Here is a 24,246-nt window from a genome sequence, read left to right on the forward strand (position 1 = left end):
TGTGCTGATAAAATGGCTCAGTTAGTGGAGAAAGAATTTAGACCCATTTAAAATATTCCTATTTTTTATCCACTGTTTTTTAATTAAAGTCTGAAGGACTATAGTATTTTTGACAATTCTTCTATAACTCTCTTTAACTTATTTTTATCATCCATAGAAAGCTTCTCGTAATTTTCTATTAGATATCTTGCTGAGAACTCTAATTGAGAAATAGCTTCCTTTACCTTATCCTCTTCTTCCACTACCCCAATAACTTTCCTACCCTCTGGTGTTAGCTCATAATATTTTTTCCATTTTTCAACTTTACTAATTCTTATTAAACCTTCCGACTCTAACGCATCTAATGCTGGATATACTGAGCCGGGAGATGGTCTCCACATTCCGTAACTCATCTTTTCTATCTCATCCATTATCTGTGCTCCGGTCATTGGTCCCTTTGACAAAATGTATAGAATCAACCATCTAAGTCCCCTTTTATGATGCCAATACACAAATTTCACCCTAACTGTTTATGAATAATCAATTCTTAGCATGTCTTATATATTCTGCTACTATTTAAGTAAGTTAATAAGAATTTTGTCCTAATACATATTTTTTGTCTTAAAGCTCCGTGCATAAACAAAATATTTGTAAAAGTGATTTTACGTCCTTCCCCTTTTATACTCGCTATTAAGCTTTATATTGTCTTAGTTATAAATATTCTCTATGATTGAAGTTGAGGAATATAATAGTTACTATTTACTTAAGTTTTACTCTAAAGATCAAAAATACAATCTATTCAATATTAATTTTATGACTCAGTTTATTGACGTTCTTCATAATTTGAGTTATGATAAAACAAGAAAGTTTCTAATTTTAAGAGGAGAGGATAATTTTGGTGCAGGAGCCGATTTAAAGGAATTATTAAGGGCTACAACTAATAATGAGTTCGCTTCAACCTTCTTCAATTACATGAGGGAGATCTATCATCTTCTAATGGATATAAATAAGATTGTTATTTCTCAAGTCAAAAAGATTGCATATGGAGCATCATTAGAGATCTTACTTCTCTCGGATTACGTAATAGCAGAGACTAATACTAGGTTTGCAGCTCCTGCAGTGAGATTAGGACTTTTCCCGCCCGTACTCTCTTCAATTGGTTCATTTATTATAGGATATAATAATGTAAAAAGATTAGTTTACAGGGGAGATATTCTAGATGCCGAAGAGGCAAAATCTATAGGACTAGTTAACGTTGTCACTAATGATATAGAAAAAGAAACGGAGGAAATATTAAAAGAATATAGTAAAATGTCTATCTCAGCTATCCTATTAGCTAAGAGAAATATGATAAGACCGTTTAGGCAGTATATTGACAAGGCCTTCGAGGACCTTATACTCCAAGTAGCAACTGACGAAGCTAGGGAAGGAATCTTGAGTTATATAAATAAGACAGATCCTCCTTGGCTAATCGATTTCTCTAAGTCTTAATAATTTATATGAACTAATGTATAGTAGAACGAGAGCCAGAATTAATATAACGATAATTTCTAATAGGTTTGGTAAAGTATTGTATATGGTCAGATCTCTAATATCTGTTATTATTATCGATAATGGTTGATATTCAATAAAAACTCTAGATATAGGCGGATATACGTACGATGGAAAGAAGGCGTTACTTAAGAACATTAGTGGGAACACTAGAACGTTCGCTACAACTTCTGATAGGAAAATTTTATCTTTGGGAGTTAGACCGTATATGACGGTACCAAGGCTACTAAAGAATAATGTAGATATTACTAGAACTAGGATAAACGTTAGGCTTATTAATGGAATAAATCCATAGATTATACCGAGAATTATTATAACTAGCATGGAAATTATAGTTATTATAATGACGTAAATTACTAAAGATAATACCCACTCATAACTTTTAAGAGGAGATGTAGCCAATCTCTCTATTAATCTGTCCCTATAATAACCAGCTGAAACACCTATAACACCCAATATTCCATTAGACAGTGTAATAATTCCGAGCATTCCAGATATTAAGTAGTCATAGTATGTGAAATTTGATACTTTCACTACATTAAATTCTACATTACTTGATAGGCTTTGATGTAGATACTCATTAATTATTGCCTCAAGAGATGGTATGAATATTTCATTCTGTTGGCTAGTATATAAAGTGAAATTATTATTGTTAACATTAACATATATATAGTTATGTTGTAATGCATATTCAAAAGGTATACTTGTGACACCTTCGAATATTCTGGTAGTGTTTAGAAATTTTGCTAATTCATCATTACCATTAACAACTACTACAACATGGAAATAACTACTAAACCCTCCAAATACTAAGGAAAATAGTAGTGTAAGTAATAATGGGAATATAATGATCCAAAATATTACAAACCTATTTCTTAGGTTGTCTTTAATTAACGCGGATACCGTTAACAATATTCTATTTGCCATTTTCTTCCTCCAGTGAATTTATTAATTCCAAATAAGCATCCTCCAAGTTTTGAGTCTTGAATTCTTCCAATAATTGTTCTGGAGTAGAAATTTTCACTAAATTACCCTTATATAATATACCTACTCTATCAGCTAATTTTTGTGCCTCATCTAAATAATGTGTAGTTAATAGTATTGTTACTCCTGAACTCTTTATTCTCTTAAGTAATTCCCAGAATTCTCTTCTTGCCTTAGGATCTAGTCCTACAGTTGGCTCATCTAAAAATAAAATTCCTTGATTACCGGCAAATGCAGAAGCTAATCCAACCCTTCTTCTATAACCTCCGGATAAGTTTCGCATTTTTTCGTTGCTCACCTCATCTAGTTTGAACATGGATATTAGTTCATTTACCTTATTCTCTTTGCCGTTATAGAGTTTCACAAAATATTCTATATTTTCCCTTACAGTCAGATCCATAAAGCCTTGATAATCTTGCGGCATAACTCCTATATTTTCCCTTACTTTCTTGCAGTCCTCAGGAACTTTATAATCAAAGACCGATATATAGCCCTCAGAAGGTTTTAAGACGCAAGATAATACTTTTACAGTAGTAGTTTTTCCAGCTCCGTTTGGACCTAGTAAAGAGAATATCTCCCCCTTGTAAACGTTAAACGTAATTCCCTTCAGTACTTCCTTACCCTTAAAGCTCTTATGTAAGTCTCTAACTTGAATAACTATACCATTATTCATATATCCTAAAATAATTAATAATAGTTAATGTGAGTTTCGGTAAAATTCCAGTAAACAAGTTTATTAATAAATTACCCATAGGAGATTGTGAAATATGCCCTTCGATAGGCGAAGATGCTGGAGTTATAGAGCTAAATGAGAAGTATCTGATTATTCACTCAGACCCTATAACAGAAACTAGAGAAGACGCTGGATTTCTGTCAGTAGCTGTTGCCTGCAATGATATAAATATGAAAGGAGTTAAGTGTAAATGGGTTATTAACACTATACTTCTCTCTCATGTTACTCATCTGGAGAAAATAATAACTGGTATTTCAGAAGCGTGTAATATTATTGGTTGTAAGATATTAGGTGGGCATACTGAAGTTACTGATGGGATAAGCAAAGATATTGTAGTAACTACAGCATTGTCAACTAGTAACAGTTTTCTAAGCTACAACAGTGTAAAGGAGGGAATGAAAGTGATATTAGTTGGTAATCCGGGAATAGAAGGTACGTGGATTTTAGCTAAAGACTACGAGGATTTATTAATCTTAAAAGGAGTTGATAAGAAAATTATTGAGAATGCTAAAAAGTTTAGAAATGATATCATTATACAAGATAAAGCCTTGAAAGTAAAGGATTATGTAGCTGTGATGCACGATGCTACCGAAGGTGGAATCTTGCAAGCCTTATTGGAAATAGCTAAAGCTTCAAACCATAAAGTAGTAGTCGATTTAGGAAAAATTAAGCTAAGAGAGGAGACGAGAGTAATCTCTTCAGCTTTAAATATTGATCCATTAAAGTTAATATCTTCTGGCGCATTTATAGCTATTTCTGATAAGCCTGATCTGATCATAAATTCGGTGAGCGATGCTTATATAATTGGTGAAGTGTTAAATGGTGATCCGATACTTCATGTAAAAGGAGTAGGAGAATTTAATGAAGATTTTGAAGAGGAGTTAGTTAAATTTGAAAGCCGTTATAATGGCTGGAGGAAAGGGTAAGAGGATTTCTATCTATAAGCCTTTTCTTAATGTTTGTGGCAAGCCTTTAGTATCGTGGGTTTATGATGCAGCAAGTAGTATTACCAGTGAAGTTTATTTAGCAATTAGTAATCGCCATCCGCTGTTTCCTATTTTTGAGCATTCTGTCTTTAAAATATTAAATACCTATGATAATGATTACGTTGAGGATTTGATGTTAATTATCAACAAGTTAGGATTTCCACTTTTAGTATTACCTATTGATGTGGCATTCCTCACTACTGATGTTTTGCGTTACTTAATAAACTCTTGCCACGCTGATATATGCTCGCTGATATATGAGGACGATTTTTTAGGCATATCTTATTGGAGGGGAAACGATTTCAACAACTATATGAATGTTCACTTTAAAGGAAAAAAGATATATAATGTCAATACATGGGATAAGTATATTAAGGCTAATCATGAGTGTAATAAGCAGTGAAGAGGATAATAGTTCTTTCTCCATTTAGGGGTTTTTTTAGAACTATAGTATACTTCTTACTAGGTTTAATTATGGCGTTAGTCTCAGCAGGATATTTTTCTCAATTGCTAAGTACTATAGGTATAAATAGAGACGTTGCAATACTAGTTGCATTACTAATATCCTTTGTTAGTTTATTCACGAGCCCCTTAAACTTAATATTGAAGGAGGTGAAGAGAGAAGCTGAAGTTATAGAACAAGATGTTATATTCTTCTTTGGTTATCCTATATTTATACCTAGGATAACTAAGATAAGTGCTAATACGTTAATAGCGGTAAATTTTGGTGGTGCATTAATTCCCGCTACAGTTTCTATTTTTTTAGTCTATGAACTGAGGGCTTATTTATATCTTTTATTAATAAATGTGATTCTAGTCGCTCTTTTATCAAAGTTATTTTCAAGAGTAATAAGAGGAGTAGGTGTAGTAATGCATCCGCTAATTCCTAGCTTATTTTCTGTCATATTTAGTTATATTCTATTTTATAAGTTACACATACTTATTCCGCTTTCCGCCTACGTGGGAAGTGTTTTAGGGACACTTATAGGGGCTGATCTATTGAACCTTAAAAGGATAATTGATGATGCTAGACCCCAGATAATTAGTATAGGAGGCATGGGAACTTTTGATGGAATTTTTGTGTCTGGGATTATAGCCATATTCATAAGCGAGCTGTTATTATTGTAAGACTTTTTACTTAATGTTTTATTTGAAATTTGATATGAGCGAGATTTCTGAGAGGGAATTTATCTTGAAGAGATTAAAAGAAGCTGTAGATAAATTTGTGTTTAATGAAAAAACATATCTGCTAATCCCAGAAGTTAGAACCAATATAGGCTATGCCTTATCTAACGCTAAGACAATTAATGATGTTGCCGCTATACCTGGTAGGTTAACCGTAGCTTTTAATAGAGTTATCTATTGCATGCTTCCCGCATTCGGGGCATCAGATCACATTGCAAGAGTTATCTTGTCGACTATGAAATATGATAAAAATATGAGAAGTGCTATAAATTTGAAATATTATGATACTATAAGAAATAATCTCGATAAATCTAATTTATTTATTTTTGATAGGTCAACTGAGCCACATGAGGTTAAGAATAAGGAAGGAGGAAGTATGCAATTTATGATTAGTAAAGCTTTTGAGGCACTAGGTAAAGTTCCAAATTATATAATAGATTTAGGGGATTATGGTAAAGAACCCTCAGTTTTTGTAATAGATAAAGATCCTATAGAGGTTGTTGATAAATCGCTGAAATTGCTAGATTATATTAATGCATAAATTTGATGGCGTAAAATATTTAATTTTCAACAATTCCAATATTTTCTTGTTCATTATGCAACGAATATTATGCTTGTCGAATAGTTATTGTCTACTTCCCAAGCCTCAAAGTATAACATGTTAAGTAAGTATTTTCTTAAGTTCCTCCCTGCATTCACTAAGTTTATCTAGAATTTTTTGCGAATTTGATTCATTTATTTTAGTTTTATTTTCATACAAGAAGAACGCTGTTTTTAGTAACTCCTCTAATATTGGTCTAATTAAATTAGGCTTACCGCCAAATAGTAGCTCTGATTTATTCTTAACCAACTCTTCAAAATGTTTCTTGCCACTGTCTGTAATTTTGTACATTTTTTTTCCATCTCTAATTTCTACTTGTATGTAACCTGAGTCTAATAAATTTTTTAATATTGGATAAATTGATCCAGTGCTAGGTCTATAATAGCCTTGGAACTTATTTTCTATAACCTTTATTATTTCGTACGCATGCATAGGTTTTTCATTTAAACACTCCAAAACTAAGTACTTTAGAGCTCCTTTTCTTAACCTCTGAAAGTTTAACTTTGATATCACGATATAAATATAACGTATCAAAAAATTAATAATTATCTAGGAATTAGACGAGTGAACTATTCTTGCTTATGCTGTGATTGTCGTATTAAACGGATAGTATAAATTACTATTAATCATAATGAGGAAAGGTGCGTTGTAATTTATGTTTAACGTTATTGGCCTGAAGCCTATAAAGTTTACATAGTAGTACACAACCCATGTATTGTAATAGAGATCCCATATAGGGTTTGTAGTAAAATAGTCTACAAGTGGATATTCTAATTGTAAATAACCACTACTAGAAGGCAAAAATCCAGTTACAATTTGCGGATTAGTATAGTTGTTACCTACTCTCATAGCAAATCGGGATAAAGTATAGTATATATACGAGTCACTAGGATTAATTATGGTTGAATTAATTAAGTCTAATGACAAGCTTATTTGAGAATTAGGACTAATGTATACGATTATAGAACTTACTACGTTTAAGCTAACGTTAAAATACCATACATATGAATAATTAAGCAGATTTGATACAATATTTCCACTAGTGTTATAGTCTAAATTTCCTCCACTTATCATCATAACTAGCTCAGTTGATCGTGTTTCGCTTATACTTGTAATATTTATATATTCTGTAGAATTTATTTCCGTAACTTGTAGATATGGAGCAAAATATGGATAGCCAGAGGAAATTATACTAGCCTTATAGGTCGAAAATAATTCACCATTAGCCAAAGAATAATTATTATACCCGGGCAAAGCAATATTAATCAGATTTGGTCCTACACCAGTTCCTAATTCTCCTAATTCAGCTGAGCCATATTCCATATTTGTAGCTACTATATTTCCTAAGTAGGTATAATTTATAAGCTGTATAAAATCGCCTTGGTTTCCGTAATATAACACTCCATTATGTCTTGTTAAGAAGTATATCATATTATATGTTACATAACTTAATTCAATACAATAAGTTTCATACACTTTATAACCTGAGGAATATATTCCTACTTTCAAAGTAACGTTATATAACGGCACTGTGTAGTAATTTTTCTCATTAATATTAAATTCTAATGGTAAATAATATGAATATGGCACTGAGGTTCCTGCATAAACTTCTCCATTATAAGGTATCGCGATGTCAAAATAGTTAAAGGTTGTCGTCTGGTTTATTTTCAATGGAACACGCACTACTCCTTGATTTTCGCTAGTCTCCACTATGGCATTCGTTATACCATAAGGAGTATATGATGATAAACTATTTGATATCAATGTCCATTGGGAAGGATTGATATCATTACCATAAATTGCAGGTTTCACTCCAGGGCTAAGTTTACCATCTTGATTCACAATTGAAGAATATACATTGAATACTCTATAGTCTGCGATATTAGGGATAACTATTCTTTGATCGGAAATATTATACCATTGTCCATTGTTTAATACAATAATCACCCAAGGATATCCATTAAAGTTAATATAAGTTCCATCAGACGGGATAGGAAGGTTAGTACTCGTGATAGCACCGTTTGGATAAATGATATATTTAATCGAAATGGGATATGCGGTAGAAGAGAGTATTTTAGGACCATTGATTGTAGGTAATACAGTAATTGGAGCATTTTGTAGTTCACTCATCATTTGTGTATATTCTGCGTCATATATTTTAGTATTCAATGAAGTAAAATAAAGAATTAGAGCTAATGATAACGCAACTATCTGAATAACAACTATAGCTCCTAAAATTGACGAAATGCCTTTTTTCCTATTCATGCTAGTATAGTTGGTAAAAATATTGGGACAGACTACTCCGAAAATTGTGTCTCTAACTTATGTAAGATCAATATAAGGGATTGTCCGTGCAAAGAGCGTTTCTTATTGATGTTATATAATCTAATAAATCTTTAAGTTGAAAGTAAGCCTTAACCACATTTCTCTTATCTTTTCCGATTATCATAAAATGTTTATTTCCTAAACAATACATGAGTTGAGTAGAGAGGTAATTCCCGCATATTTTTGAGTAATGTTCCTTAATGTCTTTTATACTTATATCTTTAATTAGGATATCTTCTATGTATATGGATGTTTTCTGATTCTTGAAAAAAAGTCTAGATTCTTTTATTCTCCCTAGGGAGACTAAAATAGAGGATATTCTATAATCACCATTATAAGGGATAATAATGCTTTTATATAAAATAGTATTTTTTAATACTTTGAAATTTAATTCAAAACAATTGTCTAGGACTTGATTTCCAGTCTCTATAGTCTTAAGCTTCCAGTTTAGAGTTAAACCATCTAGACTGACGATCTCACAATTCCCACATAATTTCATTTTTCTAATTTCAATTCCATTACAATAAAAAGTTTATCCCTCCAAATGTTCTTATTAAGTTACTTGTAAATCTAGTTATAATAAAAATTTTTACCTTCAATTATTAATCCGTCCAATTTTTATACAGAAATCAACAAAATAGATTCTCTCTATTTTCAATAAATGTTTATGTGATAAGGAGTTACATCTTATTTTTAAAATTTATTTGTAATACATCCTAGTATTATTACTAGGTTTTACTGTTTATTTTCCGATGATAATTTTTCCGCAACTTCAAATAAATCTGGATACATTTCTTTTAACCCCTTTTCTAAAGCCTCTTTAGCTACTCTACTCATTTTAAAACCTGGAACCGTATGGTAAAGATATTGTAGCACGAGAAACGCGGGATAACTCCACACTCCTATTTTTGGATCTTTGTTAATGTATTTCATCATTTCTACTTTAATCTTATCTTTTTCATTAAAGTTTTCAACTTTATTTTCTGTAGATTCTTTGTTCTCACCTAAGATAGGTTGAGTCTCAACGTTATTGCTCTTTCTCTTTTTCAGAATAAAGTCTAACTCGCTCATTCCTCTAACACCTTAGATAGTTGTTGAAAATACGTTACTAATTTTGGTCTCTTCACTCTAACCTCTTCATATCTCAAGGCTGGAACTCCGAGTCTAGAGGCTTCTATGAATAATCTGGACGGAGGGACGGCTATATCAGTACATTTAATTGAAATTAAATTATCTACCTTTATAGGTTTCTTAGAGAAATTAGTAATTGAGTAAGCAGTTTTTTCTAGATTTTTCAGTCTAGAGTCTAAATTTTTCATCGCCTCTAAAGATAAGGGTTGCGGTGTGACTGGTGATACTATCTTATTAGCAGTGATCATTGCAGATATGGCTAGAGTTCCTAAATTAGGAGGTGTATCTATTACTAGATAATCGAACTGATCTCCTATTTTCTTTATTTTGTTACTTATCTCGTCTACATCTCCACTTAATTCCATCTTTAATAATCCAATGTTTGCCGGGAATACTTCAACGTTAAATATGTTTACGCTTTTAGATCCTAAATCTAGTTCCTTCATTTCCCTTTTCATGCCATAAGAGACTGTAGCTCCTCCCTCAGGATCTAGATCCAGTAATGCGGTTTTTTTAACTTTACTAAGATAATAAGCTAAATTGACGGAAGTAGTGGTTTTTCCTACTCCTCCTTTTTGGTTTATTATCGTGATAATCATGTCTAGACTATTCAGTTAGTATGATTTAAAAATGAAAGTAGATGTAATACGACATCATATCTTAGCTTAGCCTCCTCTAAAACTATAATGATAATATTTATAGGTATGTTTTTTAAAAAGTATAAGCATGTACATTGAACTCTTTAATGCCATAATTTATGCGGAGGAATTCAAAAAATTGTTACTAAATCAAGATTTAGATGATCTGGAAACGGCTGCGGGTTATATTGCGTATCTTTATCCTAATATTCCGATAATAGGTAAGAATTTATGTGCTGGTTTCGTTAGAGCAGGTCTAAATGCTATTTTCAATGTGACTAATAATGGTGAGGTTATATTTCCTAAGTATAAACTATTCAAGATACCTCGGGGAGATGGTATTTGTGTAGGATGTAATAACTCACGTATAGTAATTAAGGTATCTGAAGAAGGATACGAACCCGATGATCTTCTAGAGTCTATGTCCCTTTACTCTAGAGTATTCATTAAGAGAGGATTTAAGCTGAAGAGTATGGAGAATATAAAGGAGAGACTAGATATTGAGTCTATTAGGAATAAAGCTAAAAAGGAAATACTAACCTTAATGATCAGCGCCGGTGGTACTCTTCATCACCTCTGAAAAGAGCGCGCTCATCATGATGACTAAGCCCCAGTCTGAAAGATGATGTGAAAACTTAGCCGGCTCTGATTCTTCACTCTCGTTAACTATTTTAAACTTAACTAAAATATTATGCTAAAATGAGTTCTCTTAACATATTGTCCGCCTATAACCAGCTAGATACTCTAGTCGATATAGCAAAAAAGTATTCTACCGAAATGAATCTAGTACCCGTAATTCATGCTTACTTGGAGGATAAAATAATATCAAATGTAGTAAAGAGTCTAGAAACTGTGGTAAGAAATTTATATGAGCAGTATAAATTTGAAAGAACTACGTTTATTAAGAATGCACTTAAGTCGTTAAACTTCCCTGATGAGAACTTGCCATTTTATCCATACTACACCATACCTATAAGTGAGGAAACAATAGTAAAATTTATTGATAACTCAAGTATACCACCTAAGGCCATAATTATACAAGGCGAAGTAAGATTTACATTCATGTTATATAGTTCATTTTCAGAGCTCGAAGAACATGTAAGAAACAGGCAAGATGAAGACATAATAGTTAAGTTTGAAGATGGTAAAGTGATAAAATATGATAGAAGGAGGAACATTTTTACTGATGCTAATGTTGTAAATAAGATCGTGTACTCTAAGAGCCAAGTAGCTGTGAATTTAACGTTACCAAAAAAATATTACCTAGTACCTTCCTTACTTGCGATGAATGTTATCCCTCATGGTAACAAGGTAATAATAAGAAGAAAAAATGAGGACTTAAATTTTGAGATAGTTGATGGTAAAGTGTCTGGTGAAAAAGTCATGAGCGGAGAAACTCTTAATCCCAAGTTTAAATTGGAGATATATTATGATTATAAATCAAAAAGATTGTTGAGTAAGGAAGATATAATAAAGGGTTTAATATCTAAAATAATATGACTATAGCTGTTTTATGGTGAATTTTACAACCTCATTTAACCTATTTTTCCTAAGTTGAATGAATCTAAGTGGGTCAACGTTCACAACTAAATAATTTTCCTCATTTCCAAGTTCACCAAGTATTTTTGGTAATACGATGCCAGTGTTATTATCCTTTTCTGGTACTATTACTATACTATTTCCTGTGAACTCAGGTGGGTTATATGCATTAGCGTTTACTATTCCTATTCTATTTTCAAGTACCCTTATCCTAAGATAATCTTTCCAAATTTGAATTCCCGTGCTCCTAACCTTTGATGGGACTAATACTATTTCTACTCCATTAAGGAACATCTCCCTTATAAATTCTGGAAAATCTACGTCATAACATATAGAAATTCCAAACTTAATTCCCCTATATGTAAACATTACTCCTTCATTTCCCGGGAATAATCTAGTCTTCTCTTCTTCAAATAGGTGAACTTTCTTAGAAATTCCTTTCAAATTACCTGTATCATCTATTATAGGTGAAACTACTGAGACACCATCCTCAAATGCTCCAGGTATAATGTATGCCGTATATTTTCTAGCTAAATTTTGAAATTCTGAAAGTGGTACTTCATCCAGACTTTTAGTCCATTTCTCTGGCAAAAGAACTAATTCTGCTCCTTCTTCTAATGCTTTTTCCGTTAGATTTAACGCTGATCTCGCATTAGAAGGTTGGATTACTCCAATTTTCAAGCCTCTTCTGCCTTTACTCCCTTTTTACTCTCTTCTATCTTCCTCAATTTTCTTAATATTCTTTTCTCTATCTTTTCTACAGCGTTCTTAATTGCAACTGTTGGTTCCCAATCAGTATCTTTAGCTATATAATCTCCAATTTTCGTCGTTACCTTAACGGTTGCTGTATACAATTTTTTATCGCTTTTGCTACTGCTCATTTCTTCCTTGAAAGAGACTTTAAATCCTATTACATCCGTAAGTCTTTCTATCTTACTTAAATACCTCTCTAGAATACCATCTATGTTTGCCTTAAAATCAAGGTTAGATTTTAAGGTTTGTGGAATTTTTGCCTCTATTGGTATACTCAATTGCATCTTTTCAGTAACAGCTTTGATTACATCTAAACCACTTATAACTCCGCTTACCATTTCCCCTTCCATCACTGGTAAACCTGATATATTAAATTTCAGTATTTTTGTTACTACATCTTGTAAACTATCATTACCGTTTATCGTAATTACCGGATACTTCATAATTTCTTTAATGGGCATTGCCATAACTCTTTCCTCATCTTTCATGATAGATTCTCTTTTTCTTCCACTAAAACTGTAAAGAGCGTCAACAATATCTCTGGCAGTAACTATTCCAGTCAATTTTTTCTCCTTCATTACTGGCAACCTACTAATATTGTCCCTTATCATAATCCATCTAGCTCTAGCTACAGAATCGTCTTCATTAATCACAGTAGGAGGAGACGACATATACTCTCTAGCTTTTTTATTAGGTATTTGATTTGACTTCATTAAGTAAGATAAAAGGGACTCTCTCGTAATTAACCCAAGAAATTCCCTTTTATCATTTACCACTGGTATTACCCTAGCCTTGCTTGTGTAAAATTTTGTAATTATTTTATCTATACTATCATTTATATTTACTGAAATAATCGGGTTCATTATGTTTATTACTTTAGTCTCTAGACTCACTCTTCTAGACAGAAGATCTTTATAAGAAATTAATCCTAACAATTTCTTATCCTTTACCACCGGGATAGTCCACATCTTAGTTTCCTTCATTTTAGAGATGATATCGTTTAATTTATCCATAGCATGAGCAATATATTCAGGTCTTATAATCAAAGAATCTTCTATCATACTAGATAAGTATTTTAAATTGAAAAATAAAAAAGTATTGATAGCGATTGCATAGGACAGCCTTTGTTTGGAGTGATGATTATTATAAATATTCATTTCCGGACGATCATCCGTTTAAATCGCTGAGGGAAAGTATGGCTAAAAGGTATTTAGAGGACAGAGGAGCATTTCATTATATAGACATAGTGAGTCCGCAATTGGTCTCAGATGATATATTACAGATAGTACACTCTAGAGAATATATAGAATTCGTTAGAAAGAAGAGTCTAGAGGGAATAGGGTATTTAGACGAGGGAGATACTCCCGCGTTTAAAGGTATATATGAAGCATCATTAGTTAGGATAAGTGGAAGCGTTACAGCACTTAATCTCTTGCTTAATGGAGAATATGAGCACACTATAAATATTGGAGGGGGATTTCATCATGCAAAGAGAAATAAAGCAGGAGGGTTTTGTGTATTTAACGATGTTGCGTTAGTAGCTAAATTAGCGGAGAACAAACTCTCTAAGATAGCTATAGTAGATATTGATGGACATCATGGCGATGGCACTCAAGAGCTACTTTATGATGACGATAAGGTATTAAAAATTTCTTTACATATGTATCATCCTAATTTTTTCCCTGGAAGCGGAAGTGTCAATGAGATAGGGACGGGAAAGGCTAGTGGATATACTGTAAATGTCCCTTTACCTCCAGGTACTGGTGATGACGGATATCTTCTAGCTTTTAATGAGGTAGTCGTGCCTATATTAGAAAGATATAAGCCAGAAGTGATAATTCTCATGGAAGGGGGGGATTCACATTTTGATGATCCCCTAGTAGAGTTAAAATTATCTACATACGGATATCTCGATGTGGTTACTAAGGTTCACAATATAGCTCATAGATATGCTGGAGGAAAATTATTAATGTTAGGAGGAGGTGGCTATAACTATGACGCAACTGCCAGAACCTGGGTTTTATCTATAGCTCAAATAGCTGATATTTATGACGCTGAGTATGAACTTTTGCATGATCAATACCATACTAAATCATCATCTTTTGTAATGGATAGAATCAAAGATATAATAAGCCAATTAAAGAAAATCCATTCACTTGATTAATATTATTGAAGAGGCTTTTCTAACTTTCTCTAATGCGTCTTCTACACTATTCCCAGTAGCTAAAACCAGACCCATTCTTCTCTTATCATAAGTCACAGGTTTTCCAAATAGTCTTATTTGAACACCAGAAATCTCTAACGCTTTCTCTACATTTATGTATTTTGGACCCCATATATCGTCACGTGGAGCTAAGATGACATGGGCTGCAGCTGGAGATACTAATTTTACATCTGGTGTAGGTAATCCAAGAGCACTTCTAATATGTATCTGAAATTCATTAATATCGCTACTGGCAAGCGTGACTAAACCAGTATCATGAGGTCTAGGAGCTACTTCACTGAATAGTACTCTATCCTCTGTCACGATTATTTCTACCCCGTATATTCCGAAACCTCCTAATTCTTCAACTATTTTATACGCAATTTCTCTCGATTTTTCCTTAACATTCTGAGGAACGGTAGAAGGATGCCATGATTCGACGTAATAATAACTAGGTCTCTTATGCTCTATTGGTTCTATGGTTTTAGTTACTATATTACCAGATGAGGAATAATATCTATACGTTAATACAGTAAGCTCTGTGTTTATCTTAACGTATTCCTCTACTATTACTTTTCTACTTTTACCTCTTGCATGTGAAATGGATTCCTTGTAAGCTTTTTCTACATCTTCTTCTCGCTCTACTAAAACATGACCGTGACCACTGGAGCTCATTTCAGGTTTAATAAGACAAGGAAATCCAATATCCTTACACGCCTTTTTAACCTCTTCTTCATTCTCTGCGAAAGCATACTTAGTGGTAGGTAATTTTAGTTTTTCTGAAGCTAACCTTCTAAGTTCTATTCTATTCATACATACTTTAACTGCATTTGCGTTAGGAGCCACTTTATAACCAGAGTTCTCTAGTTCAATTAGAGCATCAGTGTTAATTGCCTCTATTTCAGCTATTATCGCATCAGGCTCTTCTCTCTTGACTATTGCTTTTATTGCATTAGGATTCAACATGTCGATGACGTATTTTCTATGTGCTACATGCATTGCTGGAGCTAAACCATATCTATCGACTGCAATAGTCTCTATTCCCATTCTTTGCGCCTCTATTACCATTTCCTTTCCTAACTCTCCGCTTCCTAAAAGTAGAACCTTCTTAGCCCCTTCAAATAATGGAGTCCCTATTTCCATATGGCATTTATTTTGAGCTAGATAATAAACTTTCCAGAACCAAATAGAACCTCTGTTTCTCCTTAAGAAGATTAAAGAAACACAGCCAATTCCTCGGAACTCTACACTCTCCAGTAAATGGGAATACGACTATTCCTTTCTTGAAATACTTCGAATAATCTAGAGTCTGTTGATAGTTGTTTTTACTCACCTTAGCCTCTACTACTACCTTATTTTCTACTATAAAGTCTGGCCTATTTGACCATCTAGTAAATGTAAAGCTATATAATGTAGGGTAGAGTTCTTTTTGTCTAGTAACTTTATACTTACTAGAAAGTAGAGTATAGACATAATCTTCGAAAATTTTTCCCATTAGTTTATTTAACATCAGTATCCTTTGGTTAAAGTTGGGGTAAGCTAAGATAGTTCTCTCATCGATATTCATTCCCACTAAATTAGCTAAGTATCTTAGTTTATCGAGAAGCTTACCCTCATCTTTCAAATATTTAAATTTTACATCTTTCAGTTCATTTCCCTTATCGTCATATATCATTATTAAATTGTTCTCTAAAAATATTGTAATATTGCCATTTTCATCTGGAACTAGATAACCATCGCTTAGCTTGTACTTGTAAATTCTCATTATTCAAAAAATGCTGGGTTAATTTTTAAATACTTACCCAACATCTATCTAAGATGATAATTAGTATTAAAGATATCATTTGGGGAATCGTACTGACTTTATGGGTAGCTTTCGTAACACTTTATATATCTAAACTGATTTCTAAAAAATTTGGGGTTTATGTTACAAGAAAGGTAATTCATATGTTAGGGGGCGGAGTAGTAGCTGCTCTTTCACCTATAGTGTTTAATTCACCTATAGTACCTATAATCACCTCATACCTGCTAATGCTATACCTAATCCTAATAAGGATTAGGAGGAGGGAGATGAGGTGGTTCATGGAAAAGGAGAATCTAGGAGAAATATACTTTACTTTCTCTTTTGGAACAATTTTATTAATAATGTTTATATTAGATCACAATTACTGGCAAAATAACTCCGTTTACATAGCAATACTTCCTTTACTTTTCATGTCCTTTGGTGATGGAATAACTGGTATAATAAGGAATGCTGTATATAAAAGGAGAGTTAAAGGTTTATGGGGTTCATTAGGTATGCTAGTTTTCTGCTCGGTCCTAGGCTATTTAGTTTTCGGGATAATAGGTATAATAGCCGGAGTAATAGCAACGATCATGGAAATAGTTCCTATAGTTGACGATAATATTTCGGTTCCTTTTGCCTCTTTTATTTTTCTCTACTTATTTATAAAGATCATTTAATTTCATGTATTCTCTTATATCCAATATTCTTACTTTTAAGTCACTTACATTTATTATCATAATTCCGTCTAATTTAACGTCTTTAACTTGAATATCGTTTATATCAATTACTTTATTATTTTTTCTCGCCATAGTAATCAACGCTTTTATTCTCTTTTCTTGGTCTAATTCAAATAACTCCTTAGGTATAGGAGGTAGGTAAAAAGATGGAACTGCTATATAAAATTTAGAGGTAAAATTGCTATATCTTAGTATTTTTAAAGCTAATTTATTTCTTAGATATTCTTCCGGATTAAGCGCGATCGAATTAGGGACATAACCATATTCCACTTCTATACCGATTTCATCATCCTTCACCGCATAAACGTCAAATAATCTATTTCGCTTTTCATATTCAACGAAGACCCTATACCCTAGACTCTTTAAGTAAGCTGAAAGTATCATCTGAATACTCGAATTATTTATATTAGTCAGACCTAGCTCATAATATTGAATTAGTCTGTTTTTTATATCGTTAAGACTGATATTACTATAATTTTTCATTAATCTACTTTCTAATATTTCAATATCTTTTATGAAAAATTCTTTACTATTTGACTTCATCTCAATCAACCTCAGTGAGGGGAATGGTCTTCACAACTCAGTAAACCGTCACTTCATCATACTTAGATAGATTAATTATCTCAATAATAAAAATTCTAATTATGCTCTCATGGCTAATAGGTTCACCATCTCCTCCTTGGACTGACTTAGATGAAATTTTTGAAGATTATCGTAATGTAGCGATATACGTTGACGAACAAGAAATTATACAACTAGTAAAAGTTAGTGATATAGATGATTTTTATTCTCAATTTTCAGTTTTAATACATCCTAAATATTTTAAAAAATATAAATTATATTATTTAAAAATGGAAAAATATGTAGCGTTTCCTACGATGTCAGAAAATATAATAAAGTTTCTAGTTAATTTGAAAGGCTGGAGAGGAATTAGATATTACTATAATGATGAGTTCTTAGGTGGGTGGATTTTATATGATTGTGAAAGATGTAAAGAGAAACAAAGAATTCATTTGAGTTTTAAAGAAGAAGAACACTCTGTCAGCGAGGTGATTAATTTTCATTTAAAAATCTATAATTCATGAGGTTCTTTACCTATTTCGAAATCATCATTAAATTTGCTGAATCTATCTATTCGATACTCTTTATAATTATCTACCTCCTTGTTAGTCAATATCTCTTCGCTTAAAACAGTAGCCAACCCCGGTCCTACTTCAGCACCATATCCATTAAATCCACCGATATAGTATACGTTTTCAGCAACTTTGCCATAAGCAGGTCTCATGTCAATAGTGGCTTCGCAGAAATTACCACTTGTATATAGCTCTTTCACAAATCCTAACCTGTTTGAAATCTTTTGGAGAACCTCTTCTTTATCTGTTATACAAACCTTATTGTATGGTGGTGATTCGATAATTTTCCCATCACCCGCTATAGCGAAGGGAAGCCCTAAGCCGATTATAGGTCTAGAATAGAAATAATTAACATAATCGTATATAATAAACTTTCCAACCTGCCTTTTATTAGATATTATTGACATAGCCCAACAATAGTATGTCTTGACAGGTAAACTAACATTTATTATATACTTACTCCATGCACCTGCAGCTAAAATTATAATATCAGCTTCATGTGTTGAGTTTCCTATCTTCAAAAAGCCTTTATTATTCTTTACTTCTATACGAGGATTAGTGATTATCCTTTCAGTTAGGTTAATTAGTCCGCTTATCGAAACTAGTCTATCGCCTCCTATAGCCTCAATGGCATTAGTATTTAGCCAGTCAACATATTTCTCATTTAACTCAACGCCAACTGAGTTCCATAGATTCAAGAGTCTAGAGTCTACCTTACCTATAGTATAAGATATAAAATCTCTATATGATATCTTAAATTTTCTATAGAAATCTAGAGACAATTTAGCTAACTCTACATCCTTATCCTTTAATAACAATGAATGAATTAAGGTTGGAAAAGGTCTCCTTTTAACGTTAGAGTCAATTAAGATGACGTTAAAACCGTTTTTCTTTAAAATAAGGTAAAGCGAACTGCCAGTAATTCCACCACCTACTATTATAATCCTCAAAGCAAGTTAGTCATAAATTTGTAGTTTTTATTAAAATTAACTATGAAGCAAATAGTGGAAGGGTATTTTTTAAAGTATGGAAACGCCATTTGGGCTGTTAAAGGTTGTTTTCACCCTGATGGGTATGCCGTAGCATTACCTAGAATGTATAACGGAATAAAAATTAAGAGGTTGAACGACGCTTTAGAACTAGCTAAGAAAAATTTCCCTCACTTAATTAGATATGTAAAAGAACTAGGTTTTGAAGTACCTCTTGTTCCCTTAAAGGACAGTGAAATTCTCGATCCCTTTTCCGTTAGTGTTAATGACAACATTTTATTGGAATTTATGAAATATTTTGACGAAAAGTTAGGGGTGACTGGTAGTTACTTGTACCAAAGAAAAGGGAAAGATTTAGACTTTCTAAGTTTTAACAAATCTCATTACTTAACGTTAAAGATACTTAGGGAAAGGAACATTACAAAACCTTTAAACTTCGTTGAAGAGTCTGAAGTAGAGAGTCTGGACTATAATAGCTTCAAAATTTTGAAAAATAAAAGAGTATTGGAAGGTATTTTTATTGATAAACAGTACACTTTTAAGATTGTTGAATGTGAAGACTTTGGCTCTGTAATTGATTCTAGGAGTTTTAAGGGAAGAGTGAAGATAATGAAAAGTGTTAAACCTTATTCGATTCCAGTTAAGTATTTAGGCAAAGATGAAAACGGTAATGAGTATATACTAACTAGTTTTAGAATAAGATTCACTGAAATTCCTGAGAGCACAGTTTTATACATTAATGGTAGTGTCCTAATAAGGGATAACTTTCTAGATTTAGATTTGGACATCGCTAAAGAAGTACATTTACTTTAATATCCTTAGATTTCTGACTTCCTCTCCCGCCATAAATATCCAAGCTTTCCTCATTTTGTAAGATTTTAAAAGGTTTTATTATAGCTGATTAATTTAAAATTAATCTGTTAGAGTTTCTTATGTACGGATAAAATTTTAGTTAGCAAAATTATTATAAATATCAAATATAATTTATAAATCTAATATAAATCACCACGGATAATCATCATGATATGATAAAATATCCAATCATTTACACAGTATTTATATTACTTTTACCTAAAATGTGATTATATGACAGCCCATAAGGAACATAGGTTACATGCTCCGAAGAACATAAATTTCTACGTGATCACTATAAGTACTTCTAGGTATGAAAAATTGATAAGAAAAGAGCCAGTTGTTGATGAGTCTGGAGACATAATAAAACAACTAATTATAAGTTCTGGATATACTGTGGTTGGATACGATTTGATACCCGACGATAAGATTAAAATACTTAAGGCATTTGTTTTAGCTCTTGAAAACCCACAAGTGGATGTGATTATTTCAACCGGTGGTACTGGTTATTCATTAACTGATGTCACAGTAGAGACTATTAGACCATTATTTGATAGAGAAATTGAGGGCTTTTCCGATATATTTAGGTTGGTAAGTTATAATGATCCAGAAGTCAAGTCTGCCTCTTATCTGACTAAAGCTACTGCTGGCATAATCGGCGATAAAATACTGTATCTACTACCAGGATCACCAGACGCTGTAAAGTTGGCAATGAAAGAATTAATATTACCCGAAATCGGTCATTTAATTTACATAGCTAGGAGAAAATAATCTTCTCTATCTCACTTACTATAATTTTTTTCAGATTTTCATCTATATTATCTAATTTTTGTGCAAAGAAGTAAAATGTAATCAGATTCTCAAAACTCTCATCCTTTATCACACTATTAACTATTGATGAGTATAAATTCTCGTAAATCATATTATCTATCCCACTATACCAATTTATATCCTCTAAAACATCACCTACATCATTTATAGACTGTTTAATCCTATCGAGAATTTTGTTTGCTATATTGTGATCTGAATTGTAATTTAATATGTCTAATGGTGTAGGAATTCCAAGCTCCTTGCCAGTTAATGGACACAATGTAATTTTATTTTTAATTTCCTTGTTGATGTTATCTTTTCCATTTAATAAATTCAAAAATGCATTACTACAAACGATTTTATTTGTTTTTACGTCAGATCTTAATAGGCAAGGAACGTGAACATCATCTATATTTATATTAAGTTCTTCCAAGATTAATGTTTGTATATTATAAATATCTACTATATTCTTTGCCAATAATCTCTTCAAGTAAAAATATTCTTCTGGTGAGATCACGTAAATCTCTTTCACTCCTTCCAATTCCTTAAGGTTTATCTCGTTTTTAACTATTTTAGAAAAATTATAGGGCAAATAAATTATTCCTATCTTCTTTCCTTTTCTTACTAGATATATTATCGACTTTATTATTAAGTCGTAAAAGCCTTCACTAATTGGTGTAATTACCAAGACAGACGACTTAGGTTTAATGACACTAATTATATAGTTAGGATTTATTTCTCTTAAGCTAGAATTTTTTCTTAATTCTGAGGTTATATCTAGTTTCATTGGGCAAACTTCTTCACATAAACCGCATAGGTGGCAATTGGCTATGTCTCCAACTTGGTTAAAATATGAAAATGAATAAAATCCAAGCGGAGTGTAAAAAATGTCATTATTTTGCTTACCGTAAGGGCAGACGGTAATACAGTTTCCGCAAAGTATGCATCCCTTAAATAGATTTTCGTTCTCTAGAGTCGAGTAATCTAGACTCTTTTCTAAACCTACTATTGGTTTATCAGAATAGATGGAGTAAGCTATTTTATTTTTTCTAAATCGAATTATTGAGAATTTTGATTCATAAATCTTTTTAATAATTTCATCAAATTTAATAAAATCTAGATATCCAAAATACCAAAATTTATACGCCAAACTATCATATTCGATTTTATTGATATCATTAAAATCATTAATAAAATTTTTTACTAATCCTTCTCTTATTTTCGGATAAGAAACTGACAAATAAATTTCCTCATCTTTTTTTATTATGCTAACATCTCTAAAAGGAGGAATTCCACCGGCGTACCATTTTCTAACTATATCGAATAAATTTTCCAATTTAGTATCATATTTTACCTTATGCGCTATTTCCCTAATCTCTTTCCTAATATATACATTTATGATTATTCCTCCGTTGTATTTTCCGAGGTAAGGATTTTGATTGCCAATCGCATCAACTTCTACTTTGTCCCTTATTTCTCCAAATTCATTAAAACCAAATATCGGGTCATTAAAATATACTGAGCCAGCTACACTAAAATCAAGGTTAGACCATAATTCAACGTTATACTTTATTATATCTCTCCATCTTGTTCCACCCTTGACCTTAACCTTATCTCCTAAATCCTCTACACCTACATAGTCGGTAAAGTCCACAACGTACTCTCCTTCTACACCCCTAAAATATTCATATCGCGGAACACTCTTACTTGTAATATTAATTCCGTCCCTATACTTTATTACATTTTTTATCTCCGTATTACCTACTTTAGTTGGTTTTAGTATTCTATAAAAGTTCTCATGCAATTGGACTTCCCTCCACGCTTTCTGATCTTTTATTTAATTTCCCTTCTATCACATCATTTATTAATCTAAATGATTTTCTTCTAGATAAAAATTTATTATTATTACCACAATATGGGCTATAAACGCAATTAGGGCAACCATCTTCACAGCTGCAACTTTTTACAATATCTAAAGAAATCTCGTAAGCTTGTTCTAATCTTTCAAAAAGTAGTTTTGCAACCCCAGTACCACCAATTGCTGAGTCATAAATAACTACATGGCCACTAGGAAAACTAATTCCGCCTAAATCAGTTAGCGAAGCCCCGGCAACAACTCTAGCTGAGGATATTAAAACATGTTCAGTAGCATGATAAGCTTCCATGTGATCAATTAAATTAAAATCATCAACTAAGGGATGGTGAATCATTAGCCCTTTAGTTACATAAGTAAAATTAATAGGTTCATTATAGGTATATTCGTTTTTAGTTTTCTCCTTTCTTGTAGAATAGATATCATAAGTCAAATAGCCTAAAACTGACATGAGGAGTTTCATATCACCGTATTCCACCTTGACACCATAGACTTCTCTTTCGTCTTTTTTATGAAATTCTAACAAATCCATAGTGTAAAGTGGCTTAGTATAATAGGGCAAATCGTTATTCATTCTCTTTACTTTAGCAATTAACGAATTTAAATTTAATTCTTCTACAAGATAAGTTTTCTTAGATATTAAATATATTGCATTAGGATATAGATCATGTAAAGCTTGAGGTAACTCTCTCTCACCTATTTTCTTATCTTTTTCATAGATTCTAATTATAGGACCAATACTTCTTAATGACGTTGATGATACGAATTTTCTCGTATTATGAGTAGCGTAAACGTAAGAATTTATTATTTTAGCCATACCTTCTTCATTAAGTACCTTATAAGCCCTTCTCCATAGTTCCGGTAACTTATCCAAATTCACTCTGAATTTTTCAGCCAGATAAGCAGCAGCATGAATCTTTAGCACTTCCAAATTAGTACGGTCAAAAGTAAGAGAGTTTATTTGTCTTTCAAAGAATTCTTTCGGATGTCTTAAATAATAACTATCTATAGGATCTTCCCCTAGTATTGTAAATATCAACGCTACTTTATTTCTCCTCCCTGCTCTACCCGCTCTTTGAAGATATTTAGTGAAGTTGGGCGGATTCTCAGCCATTATTACTGCATCAATTGCACCTATATCTAAGCCTAATTCCAGCGTAGGAGTGGCTACCACACCATCTATTTTTCCAGATCTCAATTTCTCCTCAGTGCTTATTCTCTCCTCAACATTTAGTCCAGCTCTATGAACCTCTAGATTTATCCCAAATTTATCAGCTATTTTAGCGACCAGCTCAGACATCTGCTGAGAATCTGTAAATATGAGCACCTTTAGCCCCTTTTTAATTAAAATAGCAGATAGGAAAGCAGACAATGTCCACCTACTAGCCCCTTTACTATTTATTAGTGAGTGTATTGCTACACCCCTTCTTCGTTTACTACCTTCTATTATATCTCCTT

At 32.2% G+C, this 24,246-nt stretch carries 28 protein-coding genes; 12 read left to right on the top strand and 16 right to left on the bottom strand.

Features of this window, described 5'->3' with window-relative positions; genetic code table 11:
• Positions 1 to 98 precede the first annotated feature (98 nt).
• Positions 99 to 491 (bottom strand): PadR family transcriptional regulator, encoded by a 393-nt coding sequence (locus tag DMP16_RS01680; protein WP_069282633.1) that lies wholly within the window; start codon positions 489 to 491, stop codon positions 99 to 101.
• A 214-nt stretch (positions 492 to 705) separates the two neighbouring features.
• Here DMP16_RS01680 and DMP16_RS01685 point away from each other — a divergent pair, with 214 nt between their 5' ends.
• On the top strand, positions 706 to 1,470 hold the full coding sequence (locus tag DMP16_RS01685) for an enoyl-CoA hydratase/isomerase family protein (RefSeq protein WP_069282634.1): 765 nt from the start codon (positions 706 to 708) through the stop codon (positions 1,468 to 1,470).
• On the opposite strand, the gene DMP16_RS01690 is transcribed toward DMP16_RS01685, so the two are convergent.
• Entirely contained in the window at positions 1,447 to 2,457 is a 1,011-nt protein-coding gene (locus DMP16_RS01690) for an ABC transporter permease (protein ID WP_143576847.1), read from the bottom strand. The two genes, DMP16_RS01685 and DMP16_RS01690, sit on opposite strands and share 24 nt — an antisense overlap.
• A complete protein-coding gene (locus DMP16_RS01695; RefSeq protein ID WP_069282636.1) occupies positions 2,447 to 3,187 on the bottom strand; it encodes an ABC transporter ATP-binding protein in 741 nt (246 codons plus the stop codon). Before DMP16_RS01695 ends, DMP16_RS01690 begins: the two co-directional genes overlap by 11 nt.
• A gap of 29 nt (positions 3,188 to 3,216) precedes the next feature.
• On the opposite strand from DMP16_RS01695, the gene DMP16_RS01700 reads away from it, so the two are divergent.
• Genes DMP16_RS01700 through DMP16_RS01715 form a run of 4 tightly spaced genes read left to right on the top strand, consistent with a single transcriptional unit; the run spans position 3,217 to position 5,959 of the window.
• Positions 3,217 to 4,173, top strand: coding sequence for an AIR synthase family protein (locus DMP16_RS01700; protein WP_069282637.1), 957 nt, complete (start codon positions 3,217 to 3,219; stop codon positions 4,171 to 4,173).
• Positions 4,139 to 4,636 (top strand): NTP transferase domain-containing protein, encoded by a 498-nt coding sequence (locus tag DMP16_RS01705; protein WP_069282638.1) that lies wholly within the window; start codon positions 4,139 to 4,141, stop codon positions 4,634 to 4,636. The genes DMP16_RS01700 and DMP16_RS01705 overlap by 35 nt, the downstream gene beginning before the upstream one ends.
• Positions 4,633 to 5,361: a DUF1614 domain-containing protein gene (locus tag DMP16_RS01710; protein ID WP_069282639.1), complete on the top strand. Its 729-nt coding sequence runs from the start codon at positions 4,633 to 4,635 to the stop codon at positions 5,359 to 5,361. The genes DMP16_RS01705 and DMP16_RS01710 overlap by 4 nt, the downstream gene beginning before the upstream one ends.
• A gap of 34 nt (positions 5,362 to 5,395) precedes the next feature.
• On the top strand, positions 5,396 to 5,959 hold the full coding sequence (locus DMP16_RS01715; protein WP_069284623.1) for a thiamine-phosphate synthase family protein: 564 nt from the start codon (positions 5,396 to 5,398) through the stop codon (positions 5,957 to 5,959).
• Positions 5,960 to 6,079: 120 nt separating this feature from the next.
• Here the strand turns inward: DMP16_RS01715 and DMP16_RS01720 are convergent, their stop codons facing one another.
• From DMP16_RS01720 to DMP16_RS01740, 5 genes are all read right to left on the bottom strand, one after another.
• The gene (locus tag DMP16_RS01720) at positions 6,080 to 6,532 is read right to left on the bottom strand and encodes a PadR family transcriptional regulator (RefSeq protein WP_069282640.1); all 453 of its coding nucleotides are present in this window, start codon (positions 6,530 to 6,532) and stop codon (positions 6,080 to 6,082) included.
• A 66-nt stretch (positions 6,533 to 6,598) separates the two neighbouring features.
• Positions 6,599 to 8,284, bottom strand: coding sequence for a hypothetical protein (locus DMP16_RS01725; protein WP_069282641.1), 1,686 nt, complete (start codon positions 8,282 to 8,284; stop codon positions 6,599 to 6,601).
• 67 nt (positions 8,285 to 8,351) lie between these two features.
• On the bottom strand, positions 8,352 to 8,843 hold the full coding sequence (locus tag DMP16_RS01730; RefSeq protein ID WP_069282642.1) for a hypothetical protein: 492 nt from the start codon (positions 8,841 to 8,843) through the stop codon (positions 8,352 to 8,354).
• A 236-nt stretch (positions 8,844 to 9,079) separates the two neighbouring features.
• Positions 9,080 to 9,415 (bottom strand): hypothetical protein, encoded by a 336-nt coding sequence (locus DMP16_RS01735; RefSeq protein WP_069282643.1) that lies wholly within the window; start codon positions 9,413 to 9,415, stop codon positions 9,080 to 9,082.
• Positions 9,412 to 10,074, bottom strand: a complete 663-nt coding sequence (locus DMP16_RS01740; protein WP_069282644.1) for a ParA family protein — start codon at positions 10,072 to 10,074, stop codon at positions 9,412 to 9,414. The genes DMP16_RS01735 and DMP16_RS01740 overlap by 4 nt, the downstream gene beginning before the upstream one ends.
• A gap of 127 nt (positions 10,075 to 10,201) precedes the next feature.
• On the opposite strand from DMP16_RS01740, the gene DMP16_RS01745 reads away from it, so the two are divergent.
• Together DMP16_RS01745 and DMP16_RS01750 are read left to right on the top strand one after the other, a co-directional pair.
• Positions 10,202 to 10,693 (top strand): hypothetical protein, encoded by a 492-nt coding sequence (locus tag DMP16_RS01745; RefSeq protein ID WP_069282645.1) that lies wholly within the window; start codon positions 10,202 to 10,204, stop codon positions 10,691 to 10,693.
• A 119-nt stretch (positions 10,694 to 10,812) separates the two neighbouring features.
• Positions 10,813 to 11,613 carry a hypothetical protein gene (locus DMP16_RS01750; RefSeq protein ID WP_069282646.1) on the top strand — a complete coding sequence of 267 codons (801 nt, stop codon included), beginning with the start codon at positions 10,813 to 10,815 and terminating at the stop codon, positions 11,611 to 11,613.
• On the opposite strand, the gene DMP16_RS01755 is transcribed toward DMP16_RS01750, so the two are convergent.
• Entirely contained in the window at positions 11,614 to 12,333 is a 720-nt protein-coding gene (locus DMP16_RS01755) for a carbon-nitrogen hydrolase family protein (RefSeq protein WP_069282647.1), read from the bottom strand.
• The gene (locus tag DMP16_RS01760; RefSeq protein WP_069282648.1) at positions 12,330 to 13,466 is read right to left on the bottom strand and encodes a CBS domain-containing protein; all 1,137 of its coding nucleotides are present in this window, start codon (positions 13,464 to 13,466) and stop codon (positions 12,330 to 12,332) included. Before DMP16_RS01760 ends, DMP16_RS01755 begins: the two co-directional genes overlap by 4 nt.
• Positions 13,467 to 13,513: 47 nt before the next feature.
• On the opposite strand from DMP16_RS01760, the gene DMP16_RS01765 reads away from it, so the two are divergent.
• Entirely contained in the window at positions 13,514 to 14,569 is a 1,056-nt protein-coding gene (locus DMP16_RS01765; protein WP_069282649.1) for an acetoin utilization protein AcuC, read from the top strand.
• On the opposite strand, the gene purT is transcribed toward DMP16_RS01765, so the two are convergent.
• Positions 14,558 to 15,751, bottom strand: a complete 1,194-nt coding sequence (purT, locus tag DMP16_RS01770; protein ID WP_069282650.1) for a formate-dependent phosphoribosylglycinamide formyltransferase — start codon at positions 15,749 to 15,751, stop codon at positions 14,558 to 14,560. The two genes, DMP16_RS01765 and purT, sit on opposite strands and share 12 nt — an antisense overlap.
• A gap of 7 nt (positions 15,752 to 15,758) precedes the next feature.
• Positions 15,759 to 16,373: a hypothetical protein gene (locus DMP16_RS01775; RefSeq protein WP_069282651.1), complete on the bottom strand. Its 615-nt coding sequence runs from the start codon at positions 16,371 to 16,373 to the stop codon at positions 15,759 to 15,761.
• A 53-nt stretch (positions 16,374 to 16,426) separates the two neighbouring features.
• On the opposite strand from DMP16_RS01775, the gene DMP16_RS01780 reads away from it, so the two are divergent.
• Positions 16,427 to 17,071 carry a phosphatidate cytidylyltransferase gene (locus DMP16_RS01780; protein WP_069282652.1) on the top strand — a complete coding sequence of 215 codons (645 nt, stop codon included), beginning with the start codon at positions 16,427 to 16,429 and terminating at the stop codon, positions 17,069 to 17,071.
• Here DMP16_RS01780 and DMP16_RS01785 read toward each other — a convergent pair.
• Positions 17,051 to 17,674: a hypothetical protein gene (locus DMP16_RS01785; protein WP_069282653.1), complete on the bottom strand. Its 624-nt coding sequence runs from the start codon at positions 17,672 to 17,674 to the stop codon at positions 17,051 to 17,053. The genes DMP16_RS01780 and DMP16_RS01785 overlap by 21 nt on opposite strands.
• 101 nt (positions 17,675 to 17,775) lie before the next feature.
• On the opposite strand from DMP16_RS01785, the gene DMP16_RS01790 reads away from it, so the two are divergent.
• Entirely contained in the window at positions 17,776 to 18,216 is a 441-nt protein-coding gene (locus DMP16_RS01790) for a hypothetical protein (RefSeq protein ID WP_069282654.1), read from the top strand.
• Here DMP16_RS01790 and DMP16_RS01795 read toward each other — a convergent pair.
• Positions 18,204 to 19,214, bottom strand: a complete 1,011-nt coding sequence (locus DMP16_RS01795) for an FAD-binding oxidoreductase (protein ID WP_069282655.1) — start codon at positions 19,212 to 19,214, stop codon at positions 18,204 to 18,206. The genes DMP16_RS01790 and DMP16_RS01795 overlap by 13 nt on opposite strands.
• A 42-nt stretch (positions 19,215 to 19,256) precedes the next feature.
• Between DMP16_RS01795 and DMP16_RS01800 the strand changes: the two genes are divergently transcribed.
• Positions 19,257 to 20,066: a hypothetical protein gene (locus DMP16_RS01800; protein WP_069282656.1), complete on the top strand. Its 810-nt coding sequence runs from the start codon at positions 19,257 to 19,259 to the stop codon at positions 20,064 to 20,066.
• Positions 20,067 to 20,339: 273 nt separating this feature from the next.
• Entirely contained in the window at positions 20,340 to 20,876 is a 537-nt protein-coding gene (locus DMP16_RS01805) for a molybdenum cofactor biosynthesis protein B (protein WP_069282657.1), read from the top strand.
• Here DMP16_RS01805 and DMP16_RS01810 read toward each other — a convergent pair.
• Together DMP16_RS01810 and DMP16_RS01815 are read right to left on the bottom strand one after the other, a co-directional pair.
• Entirely contained in the window at positions 20,863 to 22,719 is a 1,857-nt protein-coding gene (locus DMP16_RS01810) for a 4Fe-4S dicluster domain-containing protein (protein ID WP_069282658.1), read from the bottom strand. The two genes, DMP16_RS01805 and DMP16_RS01810, sit on opposite strands and share 14 nt — an antisense overlap.
• A partial coding sequence (locus DMP16_RS01815) for a helicase-related protein (protein WP_143576848.1) occupies positions 22,712 to 24,246 on the bottom strand: 1,535 nt, incomplete at its 5' end. The genes DMP16_RS01810 and DMP16_RS01815, both read right to left, overlap by 8 nt.

It is taken from the genome of Sulfolobus sp. B1 (genome assembly GCF_007050195.1).
GTDB lineage: Archaea > Thermoproteota > Thermoprotei_A > Sulfolobales > Sulfolobaceae > Saccharolobus.